The following is a 20282-nucleotide window of genomic DNA, read 5'->3' as shown; positions in this document are numbered from 1 at the left end:
AAGAAAAGGCCGGGCTGTTCCAAGATCTTCATTGGAACCAGTGTTCGCGTGCTTTCATGATCAGCGTCTTCGCTGCTTCCTCGTCCATTCCCGTCATCTCGACCAGCTCGTCGACCGCCAGCTCGGCGAGGTCGTCGCGCGTCTGGATCTGGTGTTCGGCCAGCTTCGCGAGCAGGTCGGCATCCATGCCGTCCAGGCTCTTCAAATCGAGCGCGACGTTTTCGACCTTTTCCTCGTTCGCGATCGCCATCGTCAGCAAGGCATCGCGCGCGCGATTGCGCAGTTCGTGAACGGTGTCTTCGTCGAATGCTTCGATTTCGAGCATCTCGTTGAGCGGCACGTAGGCGATCTCTTCGAGACTCGTGAAGCCTTCGTCGATCAGGATGTCGGCGACTTCTTCGTCGACGTCGAGACGCGCCATGAACAGGTCGCGCAGCTCGCCGCGCTCCTGATTCTGCTTCTGCGCGGACTCGTCCGGCGTCATGATGTTGATCTGCCAGCCGGTGAGTTCGCTGGCAAGACGCACGTTCTGGCCGCTGCGGCCGATCGCGACCGCCAGCTCGTTTTCGTCGACGACGACGTCCATCGAATGCTTTTCTTCATCGACGACGATCGACTGGACGGCTGCCGGCGCGAGCGCGCCGATAACGAACTGGGCGGGATCCTCCGACCATAGCACGATGTCGACGTTTTCGCCACCGAGCTCATTACGCACCGCCTGCACGCGCGAGCCGCGGATGCCGACGCACGTGCCGATCGGATCGATGCGCTTGTCATAGGCGATGACCCCGATCTTCGCGCGCACGCCAGGATCGCGCGCCGCTGCCTTGATTTCGAGGAGGCCCTGCTCGATCTCGGGCACTTCCATTTCGAACAGCTTCATCAGGAACTCGGGCGCCGTGCGCGACAGCTCGATCTGCGGACCGCGCGCGGTGCGATCGACCTTCCCGATATAAGCGCGCACGCGGTCGCCCACGCGCAGGTTTTCTTTCGGAATCAGCTGGTCGCGGCGCAAGAGCGCTTCGACGCGGCCCGATTCGACGACGAAGTTGCCCTTGTCGAGGCGCTTGACCGTGCCGGTCATGATCTTTTCGCCGCGCTCGAGGAAGTCGTTCAGGATCTGCTCGCGCTCTGCATCGCGCACTTTCTGCAAGATCACCTGCTTGGCGGCCTGCGCGCCGATGCGGCCGAATTCGATCGACGGCACTGGATCTTCGATGAAATCGTCGATTTGTGCTTCCGGTTGCTGCTCGCGTGCTTCGAACAGGAGGATTTCCTGATCCGGCTCCTGCAGACCCGCTTCGTCCGGCACGACGCGCCAACGGCGATACGTTTCATGCTCGCCGCTTTCCCGGTCGATATGGACGCGAATATCTACGTCTTCTTCGAAGAGCTTTTTGGTGGCCGAAGCGAGAGCCGCTTCGAGCGCAGCGAACACCACATCTTTATTGACGTTCTTTTCGCGTGCCAGCGCATCCACCAGCATCAACACTTCGCGACTCATTGTTTGCGGCTCCTAAAGTCAACGTGCGGGACGAGGCGCGCCTTATCGATATCCGCGAGCGTGAAATCGAGCATCGCGGCGCCTTCCTTCCCTTCAAATTCCAAACCGATCGTTTCGCCGTTCGGCGCATGCAGAATGCCCCGGTACGATTTGCGCCCGTCCAACGGCTTCTTCAATGTAATGACTGCCTCGCTGCCAGCGAAGCGTTCGAAGTCCGCGAGTTTCTTCAGCGGACGATCGAGTCCCGGCGACGATACTTCGAGTCGCTCGTAATCGATGTTTTCGACTGTCAGAACGTGCTGGAGCTGACGCGTAACTTTTTCGCAGTCTTCGATCGCGATGCCGGACGGCTGGTCAATGTAGACGCAGAGCATGCCGCGCCCAGTGCGTTCGAGATCGACCAGCTCGTAGCCAAGGCCTAAGACCGTGGTTTCTATCAGTTCCGTCAGTTGCACAGTGCCCTCTAAGGTGTACGCGCACAGCCGTCGCCCGTTTGCGTTACACCTTCGGGCCGCGCGCCAAGCCGGCGCACGGAATTGGTGTGTGCCAACTCAAGATGCCGAACCGTACCAGCAAAAAAAAATGGGCTTCACGCCCATCTTTTTGTTACCGGTGGTCGCACCTGAGCTGCACGTTGATGCCACCCTATTGCTGCCAAGTCAGTGACAAACCGCAGTGACCAAGCCAAATGCCGCACGCCCAGCGACTTCGCGATTGTAGCATTTTTCGGTACGAACGCAAACTAGTTGCCGCTGTCGAGCGCGCTTATCGCTTGATTTCGCAGCATGTTTCACCGGAAAAGCGCGCTTTCGCACGGGCAACGCACGGGCCGACACAGCGACGGCCCCGCGTCGAAATTACCGCTTACCGCCCGCGCGAACGATTGCGCGATGTCGGACGCTGGCCGCCGCGATTGCCGCCGGTACCGCCCGCGCCGCCGGCGTTCGCACCGCCGCCCGCCCGGTTGCCGTTCGGGCCGCGGCTGCCGCCCTGCCCGCGATTGCCGTTGGCGTTGGCGCTGCCGCCCGCTGCGCGTTTGCCCGCCCCGGTCGGCGCACGGTTGCCGTCGACGTCACGCCGGCCGCCGCCCGCGTTCTGGCCGCGGCTTGCGCCACCGCGATTGCCGTAACCGCCGGCACCCGCGCCGCCGCCACTGCCACCGCCGAAGCCGCCCTGCCCGCCGCCGAACCCGCCGCCGCGCCGGCCGCCGCCTCGCTGGGGCTGGTCGAAGCGGCCGTGAGCGGTCAGCACCGGCTCGCGGCTGATGAATCCCATCGACGTCTGCATCGGATCCGGTTGACGGCGCTCAGTCGTCGCATTGCGGCCGCCTTTCTCTTCGGTAGGCGCCTTCAGCCCCACCGATGCCATCAGGCTGCGCACCTGATTGTCCTCGAGCTCCTCCCAGCGGCCACGCTTCAAGCCGCGCGGCAGCATGATCGGGCCGTGACGCGTACGGATCAGACGGCTCACCATCAGGCCGACCGCCTCGAACATGCGGCGCACTTCACGATTGCGCCCTTCGGCGAGCGCAACGTGATACCAGTGATTCGTGCCCTCGCCACCGCCATCTCGAATCCGCAGGAAGTTTGCCGGGCCGTCTTCGAGCTCGACGCCGTGCAAGAGCTTTTGCCGCGAGCCTTCGGTCAGCTCGCCGACCACGCGCACCGCGTATTCGCGCTCCACGCTATAGCGCGGATGCATGAAGCGGTTCGCGAGATCGCCCGAAGTCGTCAACATCAACAGACCTTCGGTGTTGAAGTCGAGGCGTCCGACCGCCAGCCACTTGGCCGTCTTCATTGGCGGGAGCTTGTCAAACACCGACGGGCGCCCTTCCGGGTCAGCGTGGCTGACAATCTCACCCGTGGGCTTGTGGTACAGCAAGACGCGCGGCGGCTTCGACTGCAGCTTGCGTTTGACCGGCTTGCCGTTGATGCGGACCTGGTCGGTCGGCATGATGCGCTGGCCGATGTGCGCCGGCTCGCCGTTCACCGACACGCGGCCGGCGACGATCAGCTCTTCCATCTCGCGGCGCGATCCCATGCCCGCTTCGGCAAGCACCTTGTGCAGTTTCGGCGCGTCGTCATCCGGCTCCAGGACGCGCTTTTGCGGCGCCTGGCGGCCGCGGCGCAGCATCGGTGCGCGCACGCCGCCGGTGCTGCTGTTGTCGGCATCGAAAGCCGGCGACGTCACGTAGGAGAACAGGTCGTCCTGAGTGGCGGCGCCCGCGTCGGCCGCCGGGGCGTCCGCACGCTTGGTTTGGCGGCCGCCTTCGCGCTTGGCGCCAGTGGCTTGCTTGCGTGGGCCTTTTGCGCCCGCTTCCTTGCGCGGCGCGCGCACCTGGGCGACGACCTCGCCGTCCGGGGGCGCTTCGGTTACGGCGCCTGCAGGTTGGGTGGGCGCATTTTCCGAGCCCTTCGTCTTTGCTGCCGCGCGGCGGCGCGCGATCAGGCTGCGCGGACCGCGGCGCAAACCGCGGCGCGGCCTTTCTTCGTCGCCCGCTTCCGAGCCGGGCGCTGCGCGCTCGATCTCGCCGGACGACGCTTGGTGCTCTTGTGCGTCATCGCGGCGCGCGGCCTCGACAGCATGCGCGGATTCGGACGAATCAGTGTCGTTGGTATTAGTCAAAACAACCTCAAGTGTCAGGTCGCGCGCGCCCATTGCGGGCGCGGCTGGTGTTCGGTTACGTCAAGCGCTGCGCGACGCGGCTTCGTCGTCGGTGAATTCGCTTGCGTCCTGCGCGGCGTCACGCCGATCTTCTGGATCGTCGTCATGCGTCACACGCGTCGGGTTCGGCTCGATGGCGTGTTCCGTTTCGTGGAACGCGCTCGAGTCATGAGTCGGTCCTGCTAAATCGGCGGGGCTGCCATCGGCCGGGCCGCGATCGGCGGAGCCGTGCTCGGCGATCGCTCGATTTGTGTCGTCTGCCTGCGGCTCGACGCGCGCTGCGGCGCTTTCGGCTTGCAGTTCAACGTTTGCTTCTGCGTCGAGCGGTTCGCGCTCGACGTTGGTTTCATCACGCTCGCCAGGTACGGCGGCGTTCGTTTCTGTCTCGGGTAAATCGTGTGCCACTGGCTCGGCCTCGACAGCCGGCTCGCCGGCCCCATCGCCATGAGCAGCCACGTCAGCTTCGCCGTCGGCCGCCGCGGGCGCGCTTGCCTCACCGTCGGGAAACTCGATCGCGTGCTGTGCGAGCAGATTCTCTTCGATCGCTGCCGCCGGATCGCCGGCCGCCGGATCATCCAGTGCGGGCAACTCGTCGAGCGCCTTCAAGCCGAGATCGTCGAGAAACTGCTTGGTCGTCGCGTAAAGCGCCGGACGGCCCGGCACATCGCGGTGCCCGATCACTTCGATCCAGTTGCGGTCCTCAAGCTGCTTCACGACTTGCGTATTAACCGTGACGCCCCGAATTTCTTCGATATCGCCGCGCGTCACCGGCTGCCGGTATGCCACGATCGCAAGCGTCTCGAGCACCGCGCGCGAATATTTCGGCGGCTTCTCGGGATGCAGGCGATCCAGATAGGAACGCATCGCAGGCTTGCTTTGAAAGCGCCAGCCGGACGCCAGTCCGACAAGCTCGACACCGCGCCCCGACCAATCCTGCTTCAGATCTTCGAGCAACGTGCGAACGGTGTCTGCCGACACGGCGTCGGCAAAGAGCTTGCGCATATCGCCGATTTTCAGCGGCTCCTGCGCGCAAATCAAAGCAGTCTCGAGGACGATCTTCGCCTCTTGGGTATTCATGCAGCTAGGCCAGACCCTGTGGTCACTGAACCGGATCAAACAGACGATATGGAACTGAAGACGCGCTCGCCCGATTTTGATCGGTCATATTGATGGGAGCACGGACCGGGGGGGTGGCGAATCGTACCGCTATCAAGCCAAACCCAGCCGGACGGAGCAGCGAAATTCCGAGAAGGAACCGCGTGACTGAACGCCATCTTACGCAAAAATATTCGGTGCGTAAAGAACGGCGCCAGCGGTTCACCTCCCCGCGAGGAAGCGGGAGAGCCGCTCGACGCCGAGATCCAGCCGCACCGGATCGCATGCATAGCACCAGCGCACGAAGCCCTCGCCTTCCGGCCCGAACGCACTGCCGGGGGCCAATCCCAGGCCGACGTCGCGCACGAGCGCCTTGCAAAGATCGAGACTGCGCTCCGCGCCCGGCAGCGCAAAAAACAGGTACATCGCGCCGGGTGGCGCTTTCACGTCGACGCCCGGAATCTGCGCGAGCGCGCTCACCAGATGGTCACGCGACGCACGCAGGCTCGCGGCCAGCTCCTGAGCGAAGCGCTCGCCCTCTCGCACGGCCACGACGCCCGCCTGCTGCACGAACGCCGGCGCGCACGACGTGTTGTATTCGACGAGCTTGGACAGATCGCCCATCAGCGCGCTGGGCGCCACGATCCAGCCGAGCCGCCAGCCGGTCATCAGCCACGCCTTCGAGAACGAATTAACGCAAATCACGCGCTCGTCGCGCGCGGCTAGATCGAGGAACGACGGCGCGCTGCGCGGTGCGCCGGCGTCATCGGCATGCGCGTCGCCATTGCCGTAGTAAAGCCGCTCGTAGACCTCGTCCGCGACGATCCAGATGCCATGGCGGCGGCAGTGCTCGAGCACTGCCTGCTGGTCGTCGCGCGTCATCACCCAGCCGGTCGGATTGTTCGGCGAGTTCAGCATCAAAAGCCGCGTATCGGGCGTCAATGCCGCGAGCAGGCGGTCGAGGTCGAGCTTCCAGCCGCGCGGGCCATACTCGAGCGACACGGTTTGAACGCTCGCGCCGAGGATCTTCGGAATCTCGACGAGATTCGGCCACAGCGGCGTCACGGCGACCACGCGGTCACCGGCGCCGACGACCAATTGCGCGGCCAACATCAACGCGTTCACCCCGGCGCTAGTGACCGCGACCTGATCGGGCGACGTCTGACCATGCAGCGCACTCACATAGCCGGCAAGCGCCTCGCGCAACGGTGCGATGCCAAGGTTGTGCGTATAGAAGGTGGCGCCGGCCGCGAGCGCCTCGCTGGCCGCATCGCGGATGAACTTGGGCGTAACCCGATCCGATTCGCCGAACCAGAAAGGCAGCACATCGGCCACGCCGAAACCGGCGTTCGCGACCTCGCGGATCTGAGAAGGGCGCAGCGCGCGCACGGCATCGCGCGCGTTGGGCGCGCCTTGGCGGGACGGGTCAGGTTCGCTCATGGGACGTTCGGGTGCGGAGAATGGGGATGGGAAAACCGAAAGTGCAGCGCGCACTGAACACATGCAAGTATTAGCCCGGTGGACGTTCAATAGGCCAGGCGCGGCCTAGCCGAGATCCTCCGCCCGCCCGGGAAGCTGACGGATCAGGCCCCACACTGCCTCGGCAGCGGGCGAGAGCGATCGGTCGCGGCGACGCACGAGCTCGACGGTGCGCTCCGCGCGCGGCACGAGCGGCCGCGCGACGAGCGACGTCTCAGCCGGCACCGGCAGCGCGAGCCAGGGCAGCACGCTCGCGCCGACTCCCGCCTCGACGAGCCCGAACACGGTCGCCGTGAGCCCGAGCTCCTGCACGATCTGCGCGCTCACGTGATGCTCGGCGAGCACGGCGTCGATCAACGGCCGGCTGCCCGACGCGTGATCGAGCAACACGAGCCGCAACCCATCGAGCGCGCGCCAAGAGACCTCGGCGCGCGCGGCAAGCGGATGATCGGCCCGGGCGACGAAGCAGAACGAATCGATCATCACCGGTTCGCTGATCAGATCCTCCGCGCCGTGCGGCCCGATAATGACCCCAAAATCGACCTCGCCCGACTTGACCTTGCGCACCACGTCGCTCTGCACGTCGTCGCGCAGGCCGAGCGTGACGAACGGAAACTGCTTGCCGCACGCCGCGATGATTTGCGGCATCACGCGGCACGCGACCGTCGGGCTCGCCGCGACCACCACCCTGCCACGCCGCTGCTCGCCGATCTCGCGAATTTCACGCAGCGCCTCGTCGAGGTCGCTCAACAGACGCGACACGCTCGCAATCAGGTTCGTGCCGACATCGGTCAATTGCACTTCACGCGTCGTGCGGTCGATCAGCTTGAGGCCGATTTCGCTTTCCAGCTCCCGCACGCAGCGGCTCACGGCGGATTGCGTGAGCCCGATTTCATCGCCCGCACGGCTGAAGCTTTCTTGGCGCGCGACCTCGATAAATACGCGCAACTGCCGCAAGGTGACATTCATTTGCCCGCCTCATCAATGTGCCCCGTCGATGCGATTCTATTGCCAACCCGCTGGATTGGAGCGTCGATTGTCGTTTCTTGCGGCGCAACAATCGGGCGCAGACGCACGTCTGGCGGGCCACCTGCACAAGATTGGTGATAGCCCTTATTTTCTGGATGGTCGTTTTGGCGTCTTATACGCCCCTAGCTGACTTCCGTGTGGCCTTCTGCAAAGCGCCTTGGAGGCAGTCGCAAAGCAGATGGCACGCTTCGTGCATTGATGGGCGCACCGGCCGGCGCCGCCTGCGGTTCGATGATTGATCGGCCGTTTGCGGTCTGTCCCGGCCCCTGGCACCCGGTTGTGGGTGCGTCTAGAGTGCGCGGCGCGGGGCAGCGCACCGGAGTTAGCTTCGCTGAGGTGAGGACATGATGCTGTTCGACGATTTGAGAGATAACGAGTGGGCGCTGGTCGAGGCGTTGTTCTGCGCGGAGCCTGCACGCAGCGAGCGTCGCGGTCGCCCGCGTGTGGAAGCCCGAGCAGTCGTGAATGCGGTGCTTTGGGTATTGTCGACGGGTGAAGGCTGGTCGAAGCTGCCGGGCCGCTATCCGTCGCCGCCGACCTGCCGGCGCCGTTTCGACGAATGGCAAGCCGACGGTACGCTTGCCGAGATCGTGAAACGTCTTGGCACGAGCGGCCGTCAGATTTCGCTGCGCGGACGCATTGGCGCAACCGCCGTGAAGACGCCGGCGCCGCCGAGCCGCGACCGTCTGCGCGGCGCATTCTGGACCAACCCGGAATCCTGGCGCGCGCCAGTCAAGATGGCTTAAATCGAATTGCAGCCGGGCGCCCAAGGGCGCCCGGTTCGCATCTGAACACGGCCGCGAACAAACACCGCGGCATTCGCGCTCCAACGCACCGGCACCCCGCCCGCCACCCTTATCGCGAAAGCACCGCCGCCACTCCGCGCAGGCAGCGCACGCGTCAAACCTTCAGCGTTTGGCGAAACATCTCTTTACCATTATTTACAACACGCTTTCGCTTACGCGCTTACTTTATGAGTGTGCGTACGAGCCGCATCGCGCGGTTTGACTGCTTTGCACGCAACGGGAGCCACCCATGAAATCTATGTCACTGCTTCTGTGCGGTGTCGTGGTTTCGCTGGCTACTGTTGCCGCCCACGCGCAGCACGTCCCTCGCGACTGGAACCGCCAGTCGAACGGCGGCGCCGCGATTCAGTCCCCGCCGCCAGACGATCCGCGCGGACATCCAATCACCCCGCCGGTGCCGCGCGGCGATTTGCGCGGCGACATCGCCAACAACGCCCGCTCGCACGTCGAACCCGCCCGAGCAAGCGAAAACCATCGGCAACCGTGACGCGTCGCGAAAATATCGGGAACCACCCGGCATAGTCGAAGTCGGAGTAATTGCCATGAGCACAGCGTGGCAGCAGCAAATATCCGGTAGCCCGTATCTTCGTGATACGGGCTTTTTTTTCGGACGACGCATTGACCGGCGTCAATGCGCGCTGCCCCAATAAAATCGGTTGCTGGTGCAACGACCTCTCAGGGGCAGGCCGAATTTGTGCTACGAGCGCGCTTCCAATGCAGCCACAGCGTGAGTTTCGTCCAGCGCGTAGTCATGCGTGCGCTGCGATTCCCAACTCAGGGCCCGCTCATCGCGCGCAAGACGCGCAAATTCAGCACGGCCTTTGTCGGTCAGAACAGCGATGTCGACCGGTGCATGGAAACCAGGTGCGGGAGCGACCGTGCGTTGACGGACGGTATCCATCAAGCCGAGACTGCGTAGATATTGGAAGACGCTTGGCCGCTTGGCCCATGGAACCTGCCGATATTGCACTCGCCTGAGCGCTTCGAGTACCGCTTCGTTGGAATACGTGGTCATCTCGATTCTTTCTTAAAGTGCCGCCATGACACGGCTTCACACGGCGCAATGCCGCGCGGCCGAAGATGCCCGGCTACGTCGGACGAACCGGGGATCACGAGCCCGGCAAGTACGGCGCGACCGCCATTCCAAAGTACCACCTATAATTTCGAGCCCCCGTTCGAACGCCCATGGAGCGCTCTTTTCATGCCGCCGCGATACGCCTTAAATCGACGTGATGACAGCTCCATGAATTGTCTCGAAACTGATACGTTACCCCAAGTCAATTGATCTTATTCACTTTATTCGCGCTTTTTTTCGCGGTTTTCCTGCTATGGCGCCGTGCGCGGCTTGTCGTGGCAATCGCGTGCATCGCGACGTTTTGGCTCATTGCGACAGGCTGGCTCGCAGCACCCCTGCTCGACTGGGCGCAACCTGACGATTCGCGCGCGGTCGAGCCGGCCTTTGCACCGCGCACCGCATTCATCGTGCTAGGCGACGGGACCGAGCACGACGACCAAGGCCGCCTCGTTCCCAAGTACGACGCCATGCTGCGCATCGCCAAGGCAGCGCAGCTCTACACCGAATGCAAACGCCGCGAAGCGGTTTGCAAAGTCATCGTTAGCGGCGGCAATCCGCAGCGGCATGAAGCAAGCGAAGCCAATAATTACGCGCCGTATTTGTTGCGCCTTCATGTCGCGGAAGCCGACGTGTTGCTCGAAAACACCAGCCTCAATACTTACCAAAACGCACGCAATGTCGCTCACATGCTACGCGGCGAACGTTACGATTCTTTGATGCTCGTGACATCGGCGTATCAGATGCCGCGTGCACTGCTCGATTTCGAGCGGTTCGGGCTGTCGCCGCAACCGATCGTATCGAACGCTCGGCAAATCCAGCGCGGCGTGCTGCCCCGCTACAGCAATTTGGTCAACACCGAAATTGCGCTGCACGAATTGATCGGGATTGCGCAATTCCACGTGTATCGCGCGATCGGATGGTTTTGATGCGAGCAGACCTTCGCAAAACACAAACATGCAACATCGGCATTTGATTCGGAGTCCATGTTTTTTCGACGCGGCGTCCCGCGCACACCGACCGCGCCGCAGTCAGGCCCGTAACGTGCTCACCCCGCTTCCGAGGCGCGCCTTTTCGAGCCCCGACGCACTTGTAACCAAATGTAACGATCCGTCACTTTTCTCATACAGCATCTGGTGAAATGCCGATAGGTCGCTAGAATGCAGTGTCCAGCCGGACAGGCCATACATCTGCGTCCATTACCAACTAACCACCCCGCACGGAGGTATTCATGAAGAAAGTATCCCTGGCTATTTTGGTTTCTTTGTCGGCGTTAGCAGGCGCTGCGTATGCGCAAACCGACAACGGCATCACGGAAAGCACGGACCCGGCAAAGGCTGCGGATATCGAGCAGCGCGCTCAAGCCCTGCAGTCGCAGCAGGAAGCCATGCCCGCCCACGAAGAGATGAAGCACAAGCCTATGCATCATCACAAGAAGCCGATGGCGAAGAAGGAAAGCGCAGCGCCGGCCAAAGGCGCCAGCGAGTAACTTCGCGCGCGAGGCAAAGAGCCGAAGCCGGTTATTCCGGCTTCGGCTCTTTTTGTTTGCGGCCGCCGCGCGCCGGTATGCTACAGTCGCGCACCGAACTTTCCCAACCCGTGCGCACCCTGGTGCGGAGGACAGAATGAGCAACATCCAGTTGGATATCGAATGGACCGAAGCCGCATCCCGCAAGATTGAAAAACTGATGCCGCGCGGCTCGCAGGAGGCGTATCTCGCATTGCCGCCGGTCGAGTGTCTGCCGATGGAAGGCGATGTGCTGTTTCTCGGACCGGCGGGCAAACAACAGCCGTTCATCGTCGCGGAACGGCAATATCACCATGAAGGCGATGCCGACTGGACCATCATTCTGATTCTGGACGTCCCGCAAGCCGCGCATTGAGCGCCGCCTGCAGCACTGGTTCGATACGCTAAGACGCAAACGGCGCCCTCGATGTGAGGGCGCCGTTTTTCTTTGGTACGGGTTGGTCGGGCGCCCACCTCCGCCAATGAAAAAAGCCCGCCTCGTTACCGAGGCGGGCTTGCGTCGAACGCTGGATTCAGCGCGCTAGAGCAGGATCAGCGCAGCTGATCGATCACTAGCGCCATGATTTCCTTCGCCGGACGGGACGTATCGACCTCGCCCTTGGCGTCAAGCACCGCCACGCGCGTCTGATTCGGCGTTACCGCACGAACGTTGACGAGATATTGCTTCGCTTCCTTTTCCTTCCGGCCGTGGAAGACCTGGCTCCAGAAGCCCTGCTCGTCCGAACTCTTGTCGTTCGGATCGACATAGCGAATGAAGTACAGCCCACGGTTGGGATCGCGATCGTCGACGGTGAAATTGCTGCGATCGAGCGCGAGGCCGACACGCAGCCATGCGCGGTCATACGGCTCGCTGAGCGTGAGTTCCGTCGACGTATATTGGCCGCTTGGGGCAGCCGACGTATCGGCCGGCGCCGGAGTCTTCGCCGCTTGCGCAACGTTTTGCGCGGCAATCGCCGCCACGCCCGTCTGCGCGCCCGCGGCCGCCGGCTTCTGAGCCACTTGCGGCGTCGCGTCGATCGTCGTGCCGCTGGCGGGCTGATCCACCGACGCGACAGTCATGTCGCCGCCCGAGTTCGCCCGCGCGAGCGACGCCATCAACCGCTTCAGGTACTCGGTTTCGAGCGCCGGATCGTTAGGCTTAGCTTGCCACTGGGTCTGGTCGTTGTTGACCCCGGTCACCGCTTCGCGCAAGCCCTTCTGGCTGATGAACACGTAGGTGCCGCCGTTCGGCGCGGATTCGAGGCGCGTACGGTACTTGTTGCGCTCGGCCGCCACATACGAGTTGCCCATCGCCTTCGACAACGTATCGCGGATCAGACCTTCGTTGATCGACGCACGCGTTTCGTTCCAGTCGGTTTCCATCACGTGCTTGTCGCGCTGATCGACGACGAGCAGGAAGCCTTGCTCCTGCCAGAAGCGACGCACCTGCGGCCAGACGTCGTCCGGCGACCGGCTGTCGACCACGAGCCAGCTTTCGGTGCCGTCGCGCTGGATATGCATGCCGGCCACAGCCGGAATCACGGTATCGGCCTTCGGCGCAGCCTGTTGTGTCTGTTCGAGGCTGGAAAGCGATGTCGCGCCGCCCTGCGGAGGCAGCGAACGCTGATCGGACGTTTCCTCGAGCATATTGGGCGGAACGGCAAGCGACACTTGTTTCGACTTCGAATCGCTCTTGTAGTCGACCTTGGTAGGCGACGGCGAACTGCAACCGGCGACCAGGCCGCCAGCCAACAGCAGTGCTGCGAACCGCGAGGTAAAACGAAGATCAGTCATGTTCTAGGAATCCTTCGGCTACGCCACGGCGATATTTCCGTGGATCAACCGCGTATTTTACCGGTCCCTGGCTGCCCTGTGCAAAAAGCGGCTTACCCGGGTGGACTGGGCAGTCGACTGCCTTTCCGCGAGATTTAACATTTGGCAACCATCTTAACCATCTCGCCGCCCCCCACATGACGTGTCTCAGCCTTGCTGCGTAAGGCATTCAATCGATTCGCGCGCGATTTTCCCGAGACTGCTCGATCCCCTCTTCAGGCTTAGGGGTCCTGCGAAACCCCGTCGATGCTAACGTCCAAAGGCAATCTTAAAAATCAGACATATCGAGAAACCGAGGGGGACAGCCTGATGAAACGCGCCACGCCCGCTCGCGCCGCTTGGCTAGCCGCGCTTGCCCTGTCCATGACCGTTTGCGCCAACGCAAACGCCCAGTTGGGCGGCACGCGAACGGCACTCGTCGGCACGCCCGCCACAGGGAACCCCGCAGCCGGCGCCACTGCCGCTCGCGGGCTCGCTCAATCCGCCGGCGCCGAAGGCGCTTTGAGCGTCACCACGATCGTCGACGACGGCGGCACGACGATCCGCGAACACGCGACGGCGAGCGGTCTGATCGTCGCCTACACCTGGAACGGCCCGACGATGCCCGACCTGCACAAGCTGCTAGGCGCGCGCTTCGACGCGTTCCAAGCAGGCGCCTCGACTTCGCTGAACCGGCATGCGGGGCGCGTCGAGCAAGGGGATTTCGTCGTCGAATCGGGCGGGCAAATGCGCAGCTATATCGGCCGGGCGTGGCTGCCCGGCGCATTGCCCGCCGGCGTCTCGATCGAAAATCTGCGCTAGGGAGGCATGCGATGCTCACAAGAACGACACGATGGTTCGCGCTCGGCCTCCTCGTCTGCGGCGCGCTGGCGGGATGCGGCGGTGGCGGCGGTGGCGGCGGCGGGAGTGCCGCCTCCGCGGGGAGCGCGTCGTCGCCGAGTCAGAACACGGGCGGCAACACGCCCAATCCGGCCGACACGACCGTTGCGCCGTCGACTACGCCCAATGTGCAGCCGATCGTCGTCGCCTCGACGCCGACCGGCACGCCCAACATGCTGATGACCAGCGTGACCGTGTGTGTGCCGAACACGTCGCAATGCCAGACGATCGACAACATCCAGGTCGATACCGGTTCGTACGGTCTGCGGATTCTCGCTTCCGCGCTGACCTCGAACCTCGCGCTGCCCGCCGTGCCGTCCGGCAGCGGCGCTCCGGCCGCCGAATGCGCGGTGTTCGGCAGCGGCTACACCTGGGGCGCGGTGCGCAGCGCCGATGTCCGGCTCGCGAGCGAGCTCGCCGCCGCGATTCCGATCCAGGTCATCGCCGACGCGTCGACGCCGACGGTCGCGTCCGATTGCGCGCAGACAGGCGCGCCGATGCAGGACGCCACGAGCCTGCGCGCGAACGGCATCCTGGGCGTCGGTCTCTTCGGCGCCGATTGCGGCGCGAGCTGCGCCAACTCGGCGCTGCCCCGCTGGTACTACTCGTGTCCGGCAAACGGGGCGTGCGCCGCGAGCGCGCAGCCGGTTGCGCAACAAGTCGCCAACCCGGTCAGCCAATTCGACACCGACAACAACGGCGTCATCATCGACTTGCCCGCCGTCGCCGACCTCGGCACAGCCTCGGTCAGCGGCTCGATGATCTTCGGCATCGGCAGTCAAGGCAACAATGCGCTCGGCAATGCGACGGTGCTCCAGCCGAATGCCGGCACGATCTACGTCACGAGCGCGGTGGGCGGCACGACGTTCCCGCAAAGCTTCTTCGATACCGGCTCGAACGGCCTCTTTTTCTCGAACGTGTCGCTGCAGCAATGCGGCGGCTGGTATTGCCCCTCGACCGAACAGCGCTTCTCCGCCACGTTCAGCGGCACCGGCGGCGGCACGACGTCAGCGCCATTCTCCGTGGCGAACAAGGTCACGCTGTTCGCGACCGGCAATGCGGCGCTCGGCAACCTGGCCGGACCGACCGTTGGCGTCTTCGACTGGGGATTGCCGTTCTTCTACGGACGACGCATCTTCACCGCGATCCAAGGGCAGCCGACCCCCGCCGGGCTTGGGCCGTACTACGCGTTCTAGCGCCTCAATCGAGGCGCGCGCTCAAATACGCCGTCACGACCGCCTTGAACTCGGCAACGAGCGCGCGCCGCTCGCGCGGTTTCGCGTCGGCGTAAAGGGGGTTCAGGCCCTTGACAACTTGCAGCGTCACGTTGGCGATCCGCTTGGCCTCTTCGGCCGACAACTCCGGCTTGCGCCGCTGAAACACCTTCGCGAATCGCTCGCGCAAGCGGTCGCGCGCGGCGGGGTCGCGCGAATAGGCGATCGGCGCGCTCAGCAAGGGGATGTAGGCCGGCCGCGCCGTCATGAATTCGATCAGCAAATCGAAGATCCGCTCGACGAGCTCGGGCACGCCGAGCGCGTCGCCCTCGGTTTCGAGCGCGCTCCAGCTCGCGTCCATCTCGTTGCCGTACTGGACGCGCAGCGCGTAAGCGAGCGCCTCTTTGTTCCGGAAATACTGGTAGACGGCGCCGATCGACACTTCGGCGCGCTCGGCGACTTCCGTCATCGTGGCGGCATCGTAGCCGCGCTCGGCGAACACCGACGCAGCGGCTTCGAGCAGCGAAGCCACCCGGCGTTCGCCATGCGCGCGCTGCGGCACACGTCGCGGGGTTTGTGAGTTATCTGAGGTCATCCTCACATTTTAGGCGTACAATTCAATGTGAGGCCACCCTCAGATTAAGGAGCATCACATGACCCCGATTTCGTTTGAGCCGAAAACCACCGCCCTAGTTTTGATCGACCTGCAGCACAGCAACGTGGGACGCCCGCTTGCGCCCTATTCGGGCCCGCAAGTCGTCGAGCGCTGCGCCGCGCTCGCCGCGAAGCTGCGCGAGCAGGGCGGCACCATCGTCTATGTGCGCGTGAACGTGCATGAGCTGCTGCATTTGCCGGCCGATGCGCCCATGCGTGCGCCCGACGCTCCGCCGCCGCCGCCCAGCGCATCCGAACTCGTTGCCGACGCGGGCTTCCAGCCGGCAGATGTGTTGGTCACCAAGCGTCAATGGGGAGCGTTCTATGGCACCGATCTCGAACAACATCTGTGCCGGCGCGGCATTCGGACCGTGATGCTGGGGGGGATTGCGACAAACTTCGGGGTGGAGTCGACCGCACGCACCGCGTTCGATCAGGGTTTTGAGTTGGTATTCGTCGAAGACGCAATGACGAGCATGGCGGAAGACGCCCACCGTTTCGTTACGCAACACATCTTTCCGCGGATGGGGCGCGTGCGCTCGACGGCGGACGTATTGGCGGCGTTGGGATAACGAAACGGCCAGCGCGCCGCACACCCGAGGCAGCCGCGATTCAGCGCCCGCGTTCGCCATGCGACAGGATGCGCACGAGCGCGACCGACTTGGCCGCCTCCTCCGCTTCCTGAGGCGTATCGAAGGTGCCGTTCGTGACATGGACGGCGTGCCAATCGGGCTCGTCGGTGGCGTCGCAGAAAATCCTGAATCGCGCGGCAAATCCGTGCGGCGCGGTAGGAATCACTTCGATGTCAACGGACGCACCTTCGATTTGATGCCTCACGAATCCGTCCATATCCGCCTCCGTGCGTCACAGTCGCTGTCTGAAAATCGTAGCACTGTGGCGGCGAGACGGTGAGGGAATGGTCTGGCGGTCCGGCGGACCACGCATCGAGGATGCGCGTCCGCAGATTTATTGGCTGGCGGAATCGGCTGGCGTCATCCAGGCGGATGGCGCGAGCCAGGTGAACGACGCCAGTTGTTCGCCCTTGAAGAGACATTCGGCGGCAGCCGGCGTATTGACCTTCTTCGGTTTTTTCGCCGATGCGGATGCCACGGCGGCCGACGCTGGCGCAGCGGCAGAAGCCGTCTCAGCCGACGCCTCATCCGGCGCCGACACTGCCAGCGCCGCCGAAGCGGCCTCCGGCGTACTCACGATCGTTCCCTCGACAACCACGCGCGAACCCTTGATCGCTACGCCTGCATGCGAGATGGAGAGCTTGCCGTCCGGGAATTTCTCGGCGGTCATGCTGCGCATTTGCTGTTCGCAGGCGCTGGGGTTCTTGTACAGCACGCAGCCCGTGATCAGGACGGGCGCGACGCTCAGGCACGCGAGCAGCGAAATCCGAATCTTCATTGATGTTCCGTTTTTTAGGGCGGCGGTCATTGTAGCTTAGCTCTGCATGGGACCGGAGTAAGTGCTGAAGCGCTAACTCCGGTCGACAGCGACGGCCGCCCCAACCAGCGGATCAAACTCAACGCGCGACCGGCTCCACCTCCTTGAGCCGATTGGCGACGCGCATCGCCTCGAAATAGGCGGGATTCGGCGGCCGCTTCAGATAGCGCCCGGCCCCGCGCTGCGCGCGCAGATCGCCATTCGCCCAGGCCAGGTGACCATGAGAAATCGTATGCGTCGCGACGCCTTTGACCGTCATGCCTTCGAACACGTTGAAATCGACGTTCTGGTGATGCGTCTTCACCGAGATCGTCTTCGACGCCTCAGGGTCCCAGACGACCAAATCGGCGTCGGCGCCCACCGCGACCGCGCCTTTCCTTGGATACAGGTTGAAGATCTGCGCGGCATTCGTCGACGTGACGCGCACGAACTCGTTCGGCGTCAGGCGCCCCGTGTTCACGCCGTTGTGCCAGAGCACCGACATACGGTCTTCGACGCCGCCGCAGCCGTTCGGAATCTTCGTGAAGTCGTCGCGGCCCATCGCTTTCTGCGAGGCGCAGAACACACAGTGATCGGTGGCCGTGGTGTGCAAGTTGCCCGCTTGCAGCCCGTGCCATAGCGCGTCGCGATGCTGCTGCGTGCGAAACGGTGGGCTCATCACGTGGGCCGCGGCGCGTCCCCAGTCAGTATCGCGATACACCGACTCGTCGATCACGAGATGGCCCGCGAGCACTTCGCCGAACACGCGCTGGCCTTCGCTGCGCGCGCGGGTGATCGCGTCGAGCGCGTCCTTGGTCGAGACATGCACGATGTACACCGGCACACCCAGCACCTGCGCGATGCGTATCGCGCGATTGGCCGCCTCGCCCTCCACTTCCGGCGGACGCGACAGCGGGTGTGCTTCAGGACCGGTGAAGCCACGCGCGAGCAGTTCCCGCTGCAGACGGAACACGAGCTCGCCGTTCTCGGCGTGCACCGTCGGCAGCGCGCCGAGTTCGAGCGAGCGCATGAAGCTGTTCACGAGCACTTCGTCGTCGGCCATGATCGCGTTCTTGTAGGCCATGAAGTGTTTGAAGCTCGATACGCCGTGCTCGTGCACGAGCGTGCCCATGTCGCGATGCACCGATTCGTCCCACCACGTCACCGCCACGTGAAAGCCATAGTCCGCCGCCGCTTTCTCGGCCCAGCCGCGCCAGTCTTCGAACGCGCTCATCAAAGGCTGCTTGGGGCTCGGAATCACGAAGTCGATGATGCTCGTCGTGCCGCCCGAAAGACCCGCCGCCGTGCCCGTGTAGAAGTCGTCGCTCGCGGTCGTGCCCATGAAGGGCAGCTCCATGTGCGTGTGCGGATCGATGCCGCCCGGCATCACGTACTGACCACCCGCATCGATCACCGTTGCGCCCGCCGGCGCGTCGAGGTTCGCGCCGATCTGCGCGATGGTGCCGCCCGCCGCGCTGTCGTCGCACAGCACATCGGCTCGATAGGTTTCGTTGGCGTCGATCACCGTGCCGCCGCGTATCAGGATTGCCATGCTGCTGTCTCCTTCAGTTGATTCTCATTCGGTCAGGCGCTCGCCACGCGCGGACTCGCGCTCTTGCCGAGCTTCATCCACACGCCGTAGACCAGCGCCGCGAGCACGAGGCCCACGAACCACGCATAGGTGTAGAGGCTCTTGAACGCGTCGGGCACGTTCGGAAACGCAGCCGGAAACGCGGTGTTCAAAAAGCCCGGCAGATTCGGCAGCACGCCGATCAAGAGCGCAACGACCGCCGCGATATTCCAGCCGCCGGTGTACGCGTATTCGCCGTTCTCGTCGAACAGCTCCGCGTGATCGAGCTTCGTGCCGCGCACCAGGAAGTAATCGACCATCATGATTCCCGCCACCGGCCCCAGCAGCGCCGAGTAGCCGACGAGCCACGTGAAGATGTAGCCCTGCGTCGTCGCGAGGATCTTCCACGGCATCATCACGATTGCGATCGTCGCGGTGATGAGGCCGCCCGTCTTGTACGAGATGCCCTTCGGCCACAGGCTCGAAAAGTCGTACGCGGGGCCGACGAGGTTCGCCGCCAGATTGCAGCACATCGTGTCGAGCGTGAGGATGATGAGCGCGATGCCGACGCCGATGCCCGTCATGCGGCTCGTCAGGTCGATCGGGTCCCAGATCGCCTTGCCGTAGATCACCACCGTCGCCGATGTCACGACGACCGAAATCACCGACAGCAACGCCATCGGCAGCGGCAAGCCGATCGCCTGGCCCACCATCTGGTCGCGCTGAGTCTTCGCGAAGCGCGTGAAGTCGGGGATGTTGAGCGCAAGCGTCGCCCAGAAGCCGACCATCGCCGTCAAGCTCGGCCAGAACGTCGCCCAGAACTGGCCCGCCTTCTTGCCGCCTTCGACGAACTGCGACGGCGTCGCGAGCATCGAGCCCACGCCGCCCGCCTTCGACGTCGCCCACCAGACGAGCACGACGCACATCACGACCTTGATCGGCGCGGACCAGCTTTCGAGCCAGCGGATCGAATCCGTGCCGTTGACGATGAAGTAGATCTGAATGCCCCAGAAGAACAGGAAACACGCGGCCTGTCCCGCCGAAATGCCGATGACGGCGAGCGGCGCGCCTTGCAGCGCGTTGCCGGTGAGGATGTTCAAGAGCGTATAGATCGCGCTGCCGCCGAGCCACGTCTGAATGCCATACCAGCCGCACGCGACGATCGCGCGCAACAACGCAGGCAGCTTGGCCCCCTGCGTGCCGAACGACGAACGCACGAGCACCGCGTACGGAATGCCGTGCTTCGCGCCCGCGTGGCCGATCAGCAGCATCGGCACGAGCACGATCATGTTGCCGAGCAGCACGGTCATCACCGCCTGCCACGGCGACATGCCCTGCTCGGTCAAGCCCGCGGCGAGCATGTACGACGCGATGTTCATCACCATGCCGACCCACAGCGCGGCGAAGTGATACCACTTCCAAGTGCGTTGCGCCTGGCCCGTCGGCGCTAGATCGTCGTTGTAAAGCGTGCTGCCCGATACCCCTGCCTGCACCAGCGTGTCACTGGTTCCCGCGGACTGATTCATTAAGGACTCTCCAATCGTTGAA

General features: G+C 63.9%; 21 protein-coding genes. 8 read left to right on the top strand and 13 right to left on the bottom strand.

Annotated features, from left to right (window positions below):
• Window positions 1-28: 28 nt before the first annotated feature.
• From nusA to AAHK20_RS11355, 6 genes are all read right to left on the bottom strand, one after another.
• On the bottom strand, window positions 29-1504 hold the full coding sequence (gene nusA, locus AAHK20_RS11380; RefSeq protein WP_449181548.1) for a transcription termination factor NusA: 1476 nt from the start codon (window positions 1502-1504) through the stop codon (window positions 29-31).
• Window positions 1501-1959, bottom strand: coding sequence for a ribosome maturation factor RimP (gene rimP, locus AAHK20_RS11375; RefSeq protein ID WP_136898226.1), 459 nt, complete (start codon window positions 1957-1959; stop codon window positions 1501-1503). Before rimP ends, nusA begins: the two co-directional genes overlap by 4 nt.
• Before the next feature lie 409 nt (window positions 1960-2368).
• Complete coding sequence (gene rluB / locus AAHK20_RS11370; protein ID WP_449181547.1) at window positions 2369-4129, bottom strand: 23S rRNA pseudouridine(2605) synthase RluB; 1761 nt, start codon at window positions 4127-4129, stop codon at window positions 2369-2371.
• A gap of 60 nt (window positions 4130-4189) precedes the next feature.
• Window positions 4190-5245, bottom strand: coding sequence for an SMC-Scp complex subunit ScpB (scpB, locus tag AAHK20_RS11365; protein ID WP_449181546.1), 1056 nt, complete (start codon window positions 5243-5245; stop codon window positions 4190-4192).
• A gap of 240 nt (window positions 5246-5485) precedes the next feature.
• Entirely contained in the window at window positions 5486-6703 is a 1218-nt protein-coding gene (locus tag AAHK20_RS11360) for a pyridoxal phosphate-dependent aminotransferase (protein ID WP_449181545.1), read from the bottom strand.
• Between the two features lie 105 nt (window positions 6704-6808).
• Window positions 6809-7711 (bottom strand): LysR family transcriptional regulator, encoded by a 903-nt coding sequence (locus tag AAHK20_RS11355; RefSeq protein ID WP_449181544.1) that lies wholly within the window; start codon window positions 7709-7711, stop codon window positions 6809-6811.
• Window positions 7712-8115: 404 nt separating this feature from the next.
• Here AAHK20_RS11355 and AAHK20_RS11350 point away from each other — a divergent pair, with 404 nt between their 5' ends.
• Both AAHK20_RS11350 and AAHK20_RS11345 read left to right on the top strand, forming a co-directional pair.
• Window positions 8116-8517: a transposase gene (locus AAHK20_RS11350; RefSeq protein ID WP_449181543.1), complete on the top strand. Its 402-nt coding sequence runs from the start codon at window positions 8116-8118 to the stop codon at window positions 8515-8517.
• A 289-nt stretch (window positions 8518-8806) separates the two neighbouring features.
• A complete protein-coding gene (locus tag AAHK20_RS11345) occupies window positions 8807-9064 on the top strand; it encodes a hypothetical protein (protein ID WP_449181542.1) in 258 nt (85 codons plus the stop codon).
• Between the two features lie 210 nt (window positions 9065-9274).
• Here AAHK20_RS11345 and AAHK20_RS11340 read toward each other — a convergent pair whose 3' ends face one another.
• A complete protein-coding gene (locus tag AAHK20_RS11340; protein ID WP_449181541.1) occupies window positions 9275-9592 on the bottom strand; it encodes a hypothetical protein in 318 nt (105 codons plus the stop codon).
• A gap of 308 nt (window positions 9593-9900) precedes the next feature.
• Between AAHK20_RS11340 and AAHK20_RS11335 the strand changes: the two genes are divergently transcribed.
• The 3 genes from AAHK20_RS11335 to AAHK20_RS11325 all read left to right on the top strand — a co-directional run bounded on the left by AAHK20_RS11335 (window position 9901) and on the right by AAHK20_RS11325 (window position 11532).
• On the top strand, window positions 9901-10578 hold the full coding sequence (locus AAHK20_RS11335; protein ID WP_449181649.1) for a YdcF family protein: 678 nt from the start codon (window positions 9901-9903) through the stop codon (window positions 10576-10578).
• A gap of 302 nt (window positions 10579-10880) precedes the next feature.
• Window positions 10881-11138: a hypothetical protein gene (locus AAHK20_RS11330; RefSeq protein ID WP_449181540.1), complete on the top strand. Its 258-nt coding sequence runs from the start codon at window positions 10881-10883 to the stop codon at window positions 11136-11138.
• A gap of 136 nt (window positions 11139-11274) precedes the next feature.
• Complete coding sequence (locus AAHK20_RS11325; protein WP_449181539.1) at window positions 11275-11532, top strand: DNA-binding protein; 258 nt, start codon at window positions 11275-11277, stop codon at window positions 11530-11532.
• Between the two features lie 176 nt (window positions 11533-11708).
• Here the strand turns inward: AAHK20_RS11325 and bamC are convergent, their stop codons facing one another.
• Window positions 11709-12950, bottom strand: coding sequence for an NlpB/DapX family lipoprotein (bamC, locus tag AAHK20_RS11320; RefSeq protein ID WP_449181538.1), 1242 nt, complete (start codon window positions 12948-12950; stop codon window positions 11709-11711).
• A 348-nt stretch (window positions 12951-13298) separates the two neighbouring features.
• Here bamC and AAHK20_RS11315 point away from each other — a divergent pair, with 348 nt between their 5' ends.
• Window positions 13299-13790 carry a DUF2844 domain-containing protein gene (locus tag AAHK20_RS11315; RefSeq protein ID WP_449181537.1) on the top strand — a complete coding sequence of 164 codons (492 nt, stop codon included), beginning with the start codon at window positions 13299-13301 and terminating at the stop codon, window positions 13788-13790.
• A gap of 11 nt (window positions 13791-13801) precedes the next feature.
• Window positions 13802-15064 carry a DUF3443 domain-containing protein gene (locus AAHK20_RS11310; protein ID WP_449181536.1) on the top strand — a complete coding sequence of 421 codons (1263 nt, stop codon included), beginning with the start codon at window positions 13802-13804 and terminating at the stop codon, window positions 15062-15064.
• Between the two features lie 4 nt (window positions 15065-15068).
• Here AAHK20_RS11310 and AAHK20_RS11305 read toward each other — a convergent pair whose 3' ends face one another.
• Window positions 15069-15614 (bottom strand): TetR/AcrR family transcriptional regulator, encoded by a 546-nt coding sequence (locus AAHK20_RS11305; protein ID WP_449181535.1) that lies wholly within the window; start codon window positions 15612-15614, stop codon window positions 15069-15071.
• A gap of 121 nt (window positions 15615-15735) precedes the next feature.
• Between AAHK20_RS11305 and AAHK20_RS11300 the strand changes: the two genes are divergently transcribed.
• The gene (locus AAHK20_RS11300; RefSeq protein ID WP_449181534.1) at window positions 15736-16308 is read left to right on the top strand and encodes an isochorismatase family protein; all 573 of its coding nucleotides are present in this window, start codon (window positions 15736-15738) and stop codon (window positions 16306-16308) included.
• Between the two features lie 40 nt (window positions 16309-16348).
• Here the strand turns inward: AAHK20_RS11300 and AAHK20_RS11295 are convergent, their stop codons facing one another.
• The 4 genes from AAHK20_RS11295 to AAHK20_RS11280 all read right to left on the bottom strand — a co-directional run bounded on the left by AAHK20_RS11295 (window position 16349) and on the right by AAHK20_RS11280 (window position 20260).
• A complete protein-coding gene (locus AAHK20_RS11295) occupies window positions 16349-16585 on the bottom strand; it encodes a hypothetical protein (RefSeq protein WP_449181533.1) in 237 nt (78 codons plus the stop codon).
• 117 nt (window positions 16586-16702) lie between these two features.
• On the bottom strand, window positions 16703-17146 hold the full coding sequence (locus AAHK20_RS11290; RefSeq protein ID WP_449181532.1) for a hypothetical protein: 444 nt from the start codon (window positions 17144-17146) through the stop codon (window positions 16703-16705).
• A gap of 118 nt (window positions 17147-17264) precedes the next feature.
• Window positions 17265-18716, bottom strand: a complete 1452-nt coding sequence (gene hydA / locus AAHK20_RS11285; protein ID WP_449181531.1) for a dihydropyrimidinase — start codon at window positions 18714-18716, stop codon at window positions 17265-17267.
• A 32-nt stretch (window positions 18717-18748) separates the two neighbouring features.
• Entirely contained in the window at window positions 18749-20260 is a 1512-nt protein-coding gene (locus AAHK20_RS11280; RefSeq protein ID WP_449181530.1) for an NCS1 family nucleobase:cation symporter-1, read from the bottom strand.
• Window positions 20261-20282: the final 22 nt, after the last annotated feature.

Source organism: Trinickia camelliae (genome assembly GCF_053525655.1).
This window is presented reverse-complemented; position numbering and strand designations above follow the sequence as displayed.

Excerpts from the sequence above, each read along its gene's own strand:
- nusA (WP_449181548.1), bottom strand. The coding sequence starts at position 1,504 with ATGAGTCGCGAAGTGTTGATGCTGGTGGATGCGCTGGCACGCGAAAAG.
- scpB (WP_449181546.1), bottom strand. The coding sequence starts at position 5,245 with ATGAATACCCAAGAGGCGAAGATCGTCCTCGAGACTGCTTTGATTTGC.
- AAHK20_RS11360 (WP_449181545.1), bottom strand. The coding sequence starts at position 6,703 with ATGAGCGAACCTGACCCGTCCCGCCAAGGCGCGCCCAACGCGCGCGAT.
- AAHK20_RS11355 (WP_449181544.1), bottom strand. The coding sequence starts at position 7,711 with ATGAATGTCACCTTGCGGCAGTTGCGCGTATTTATCGAGGTCGCGCGC.
- AAHK20_RS11350 (WP_449181543.1), top strand. The coding sequence starts at position 8,116 with ATGATGCTGTTCGACGATTTGAGAGATAACGAGTGGGCGCTGGTCGAG.
- AAHK20_RS11345 (WP_449181542.1), top strand. The coding sequence starts at position 8,807 with ATGAAATCTATGTCACTGCTTCTGTGCGGTGTCGTGGTTTCGCTGGCT.
- AAHK20_RS11340 (WP_449181541.1), bottom strand. The coding sequence starts at position 9,592 with ATGACCACGTATTCCAACGAAGCGGTACTCGAAGCGCTCAGGCGAGTG.
- AAHK20_RS11330 (WP_449181540.1), top strand. The coding sequence starts at position 10,881 with ATGAAGAAAGTATCCCTGGCTATTTTGGTTTCTTTGTCGGCGTTAGCA.
- AAHK20_RS11325 (WP_449181539.1), top strand. The coding sequence starts at position 11,275 with ATGAGCAACATCCAGTTGGATATCGAATGGACCGAAGCCGCATCCCGC.
- bamC (WP_449181538.1), bottom strand. The coding sequence starts at position 12,950 with ATGACTGATCTTCGTTTTACCTCGCGGTTCGCAGCACTGCTGTTGGCT.
- AAHK20_RS11315 (WP_449181537.1), top strand. The coding sequence starts at position 13,299 with ATGAAACGCGCCACGCCCGCTCGCGCCGCTTGGCTAGCCGCGCTTGCC.
- AAHK20_RS11310 (WP_449181536.1), top strand. The coding sequence starts at position 13,802 with ATGCTCACAAGAACGACACGATGGTTCGCGCTCGGCCTCCTCGTCTGC.
- AAHK20_RS11300 (WP_449181534.1), top strand. The coding sequence starts at position 15,736 with ATGACCCCGATTTCGTTTGAGCCGAAAACCACCGCCCTAGTTTTGATC.
- AAHK20_RS11295 (WP_449181533.1), bottom strand. The coding sequence starts at position 16,585 with ATGGACGGATTCGTGAGGCATCAAATCGAAGGTGCGTCCGTTGACATC.
- AAHK20_RS11290 (WP_449181532.1), bottom strand. The coding sequence starts at position 17,146 with ATGAAGATTCGGATTTCGCTGCTCGCGTGCCTGAGCGTCGCGCCCGTC.
- hydA (WP_449181531.1), bottom strand. The coding sequence starts at position 18,716 with ATGGCAATCCTGATACGCGGCGGCACGGTGATCGACGCCAACGAAACC.
- AAHK20_RS11280 (WP_449181530.1), bottom strand. The coding sequence starts at position 20,260 with ATGAATCAGTCCGCGGGAACCAGTGACACGCTGGTGCAGGCAGGGGTA.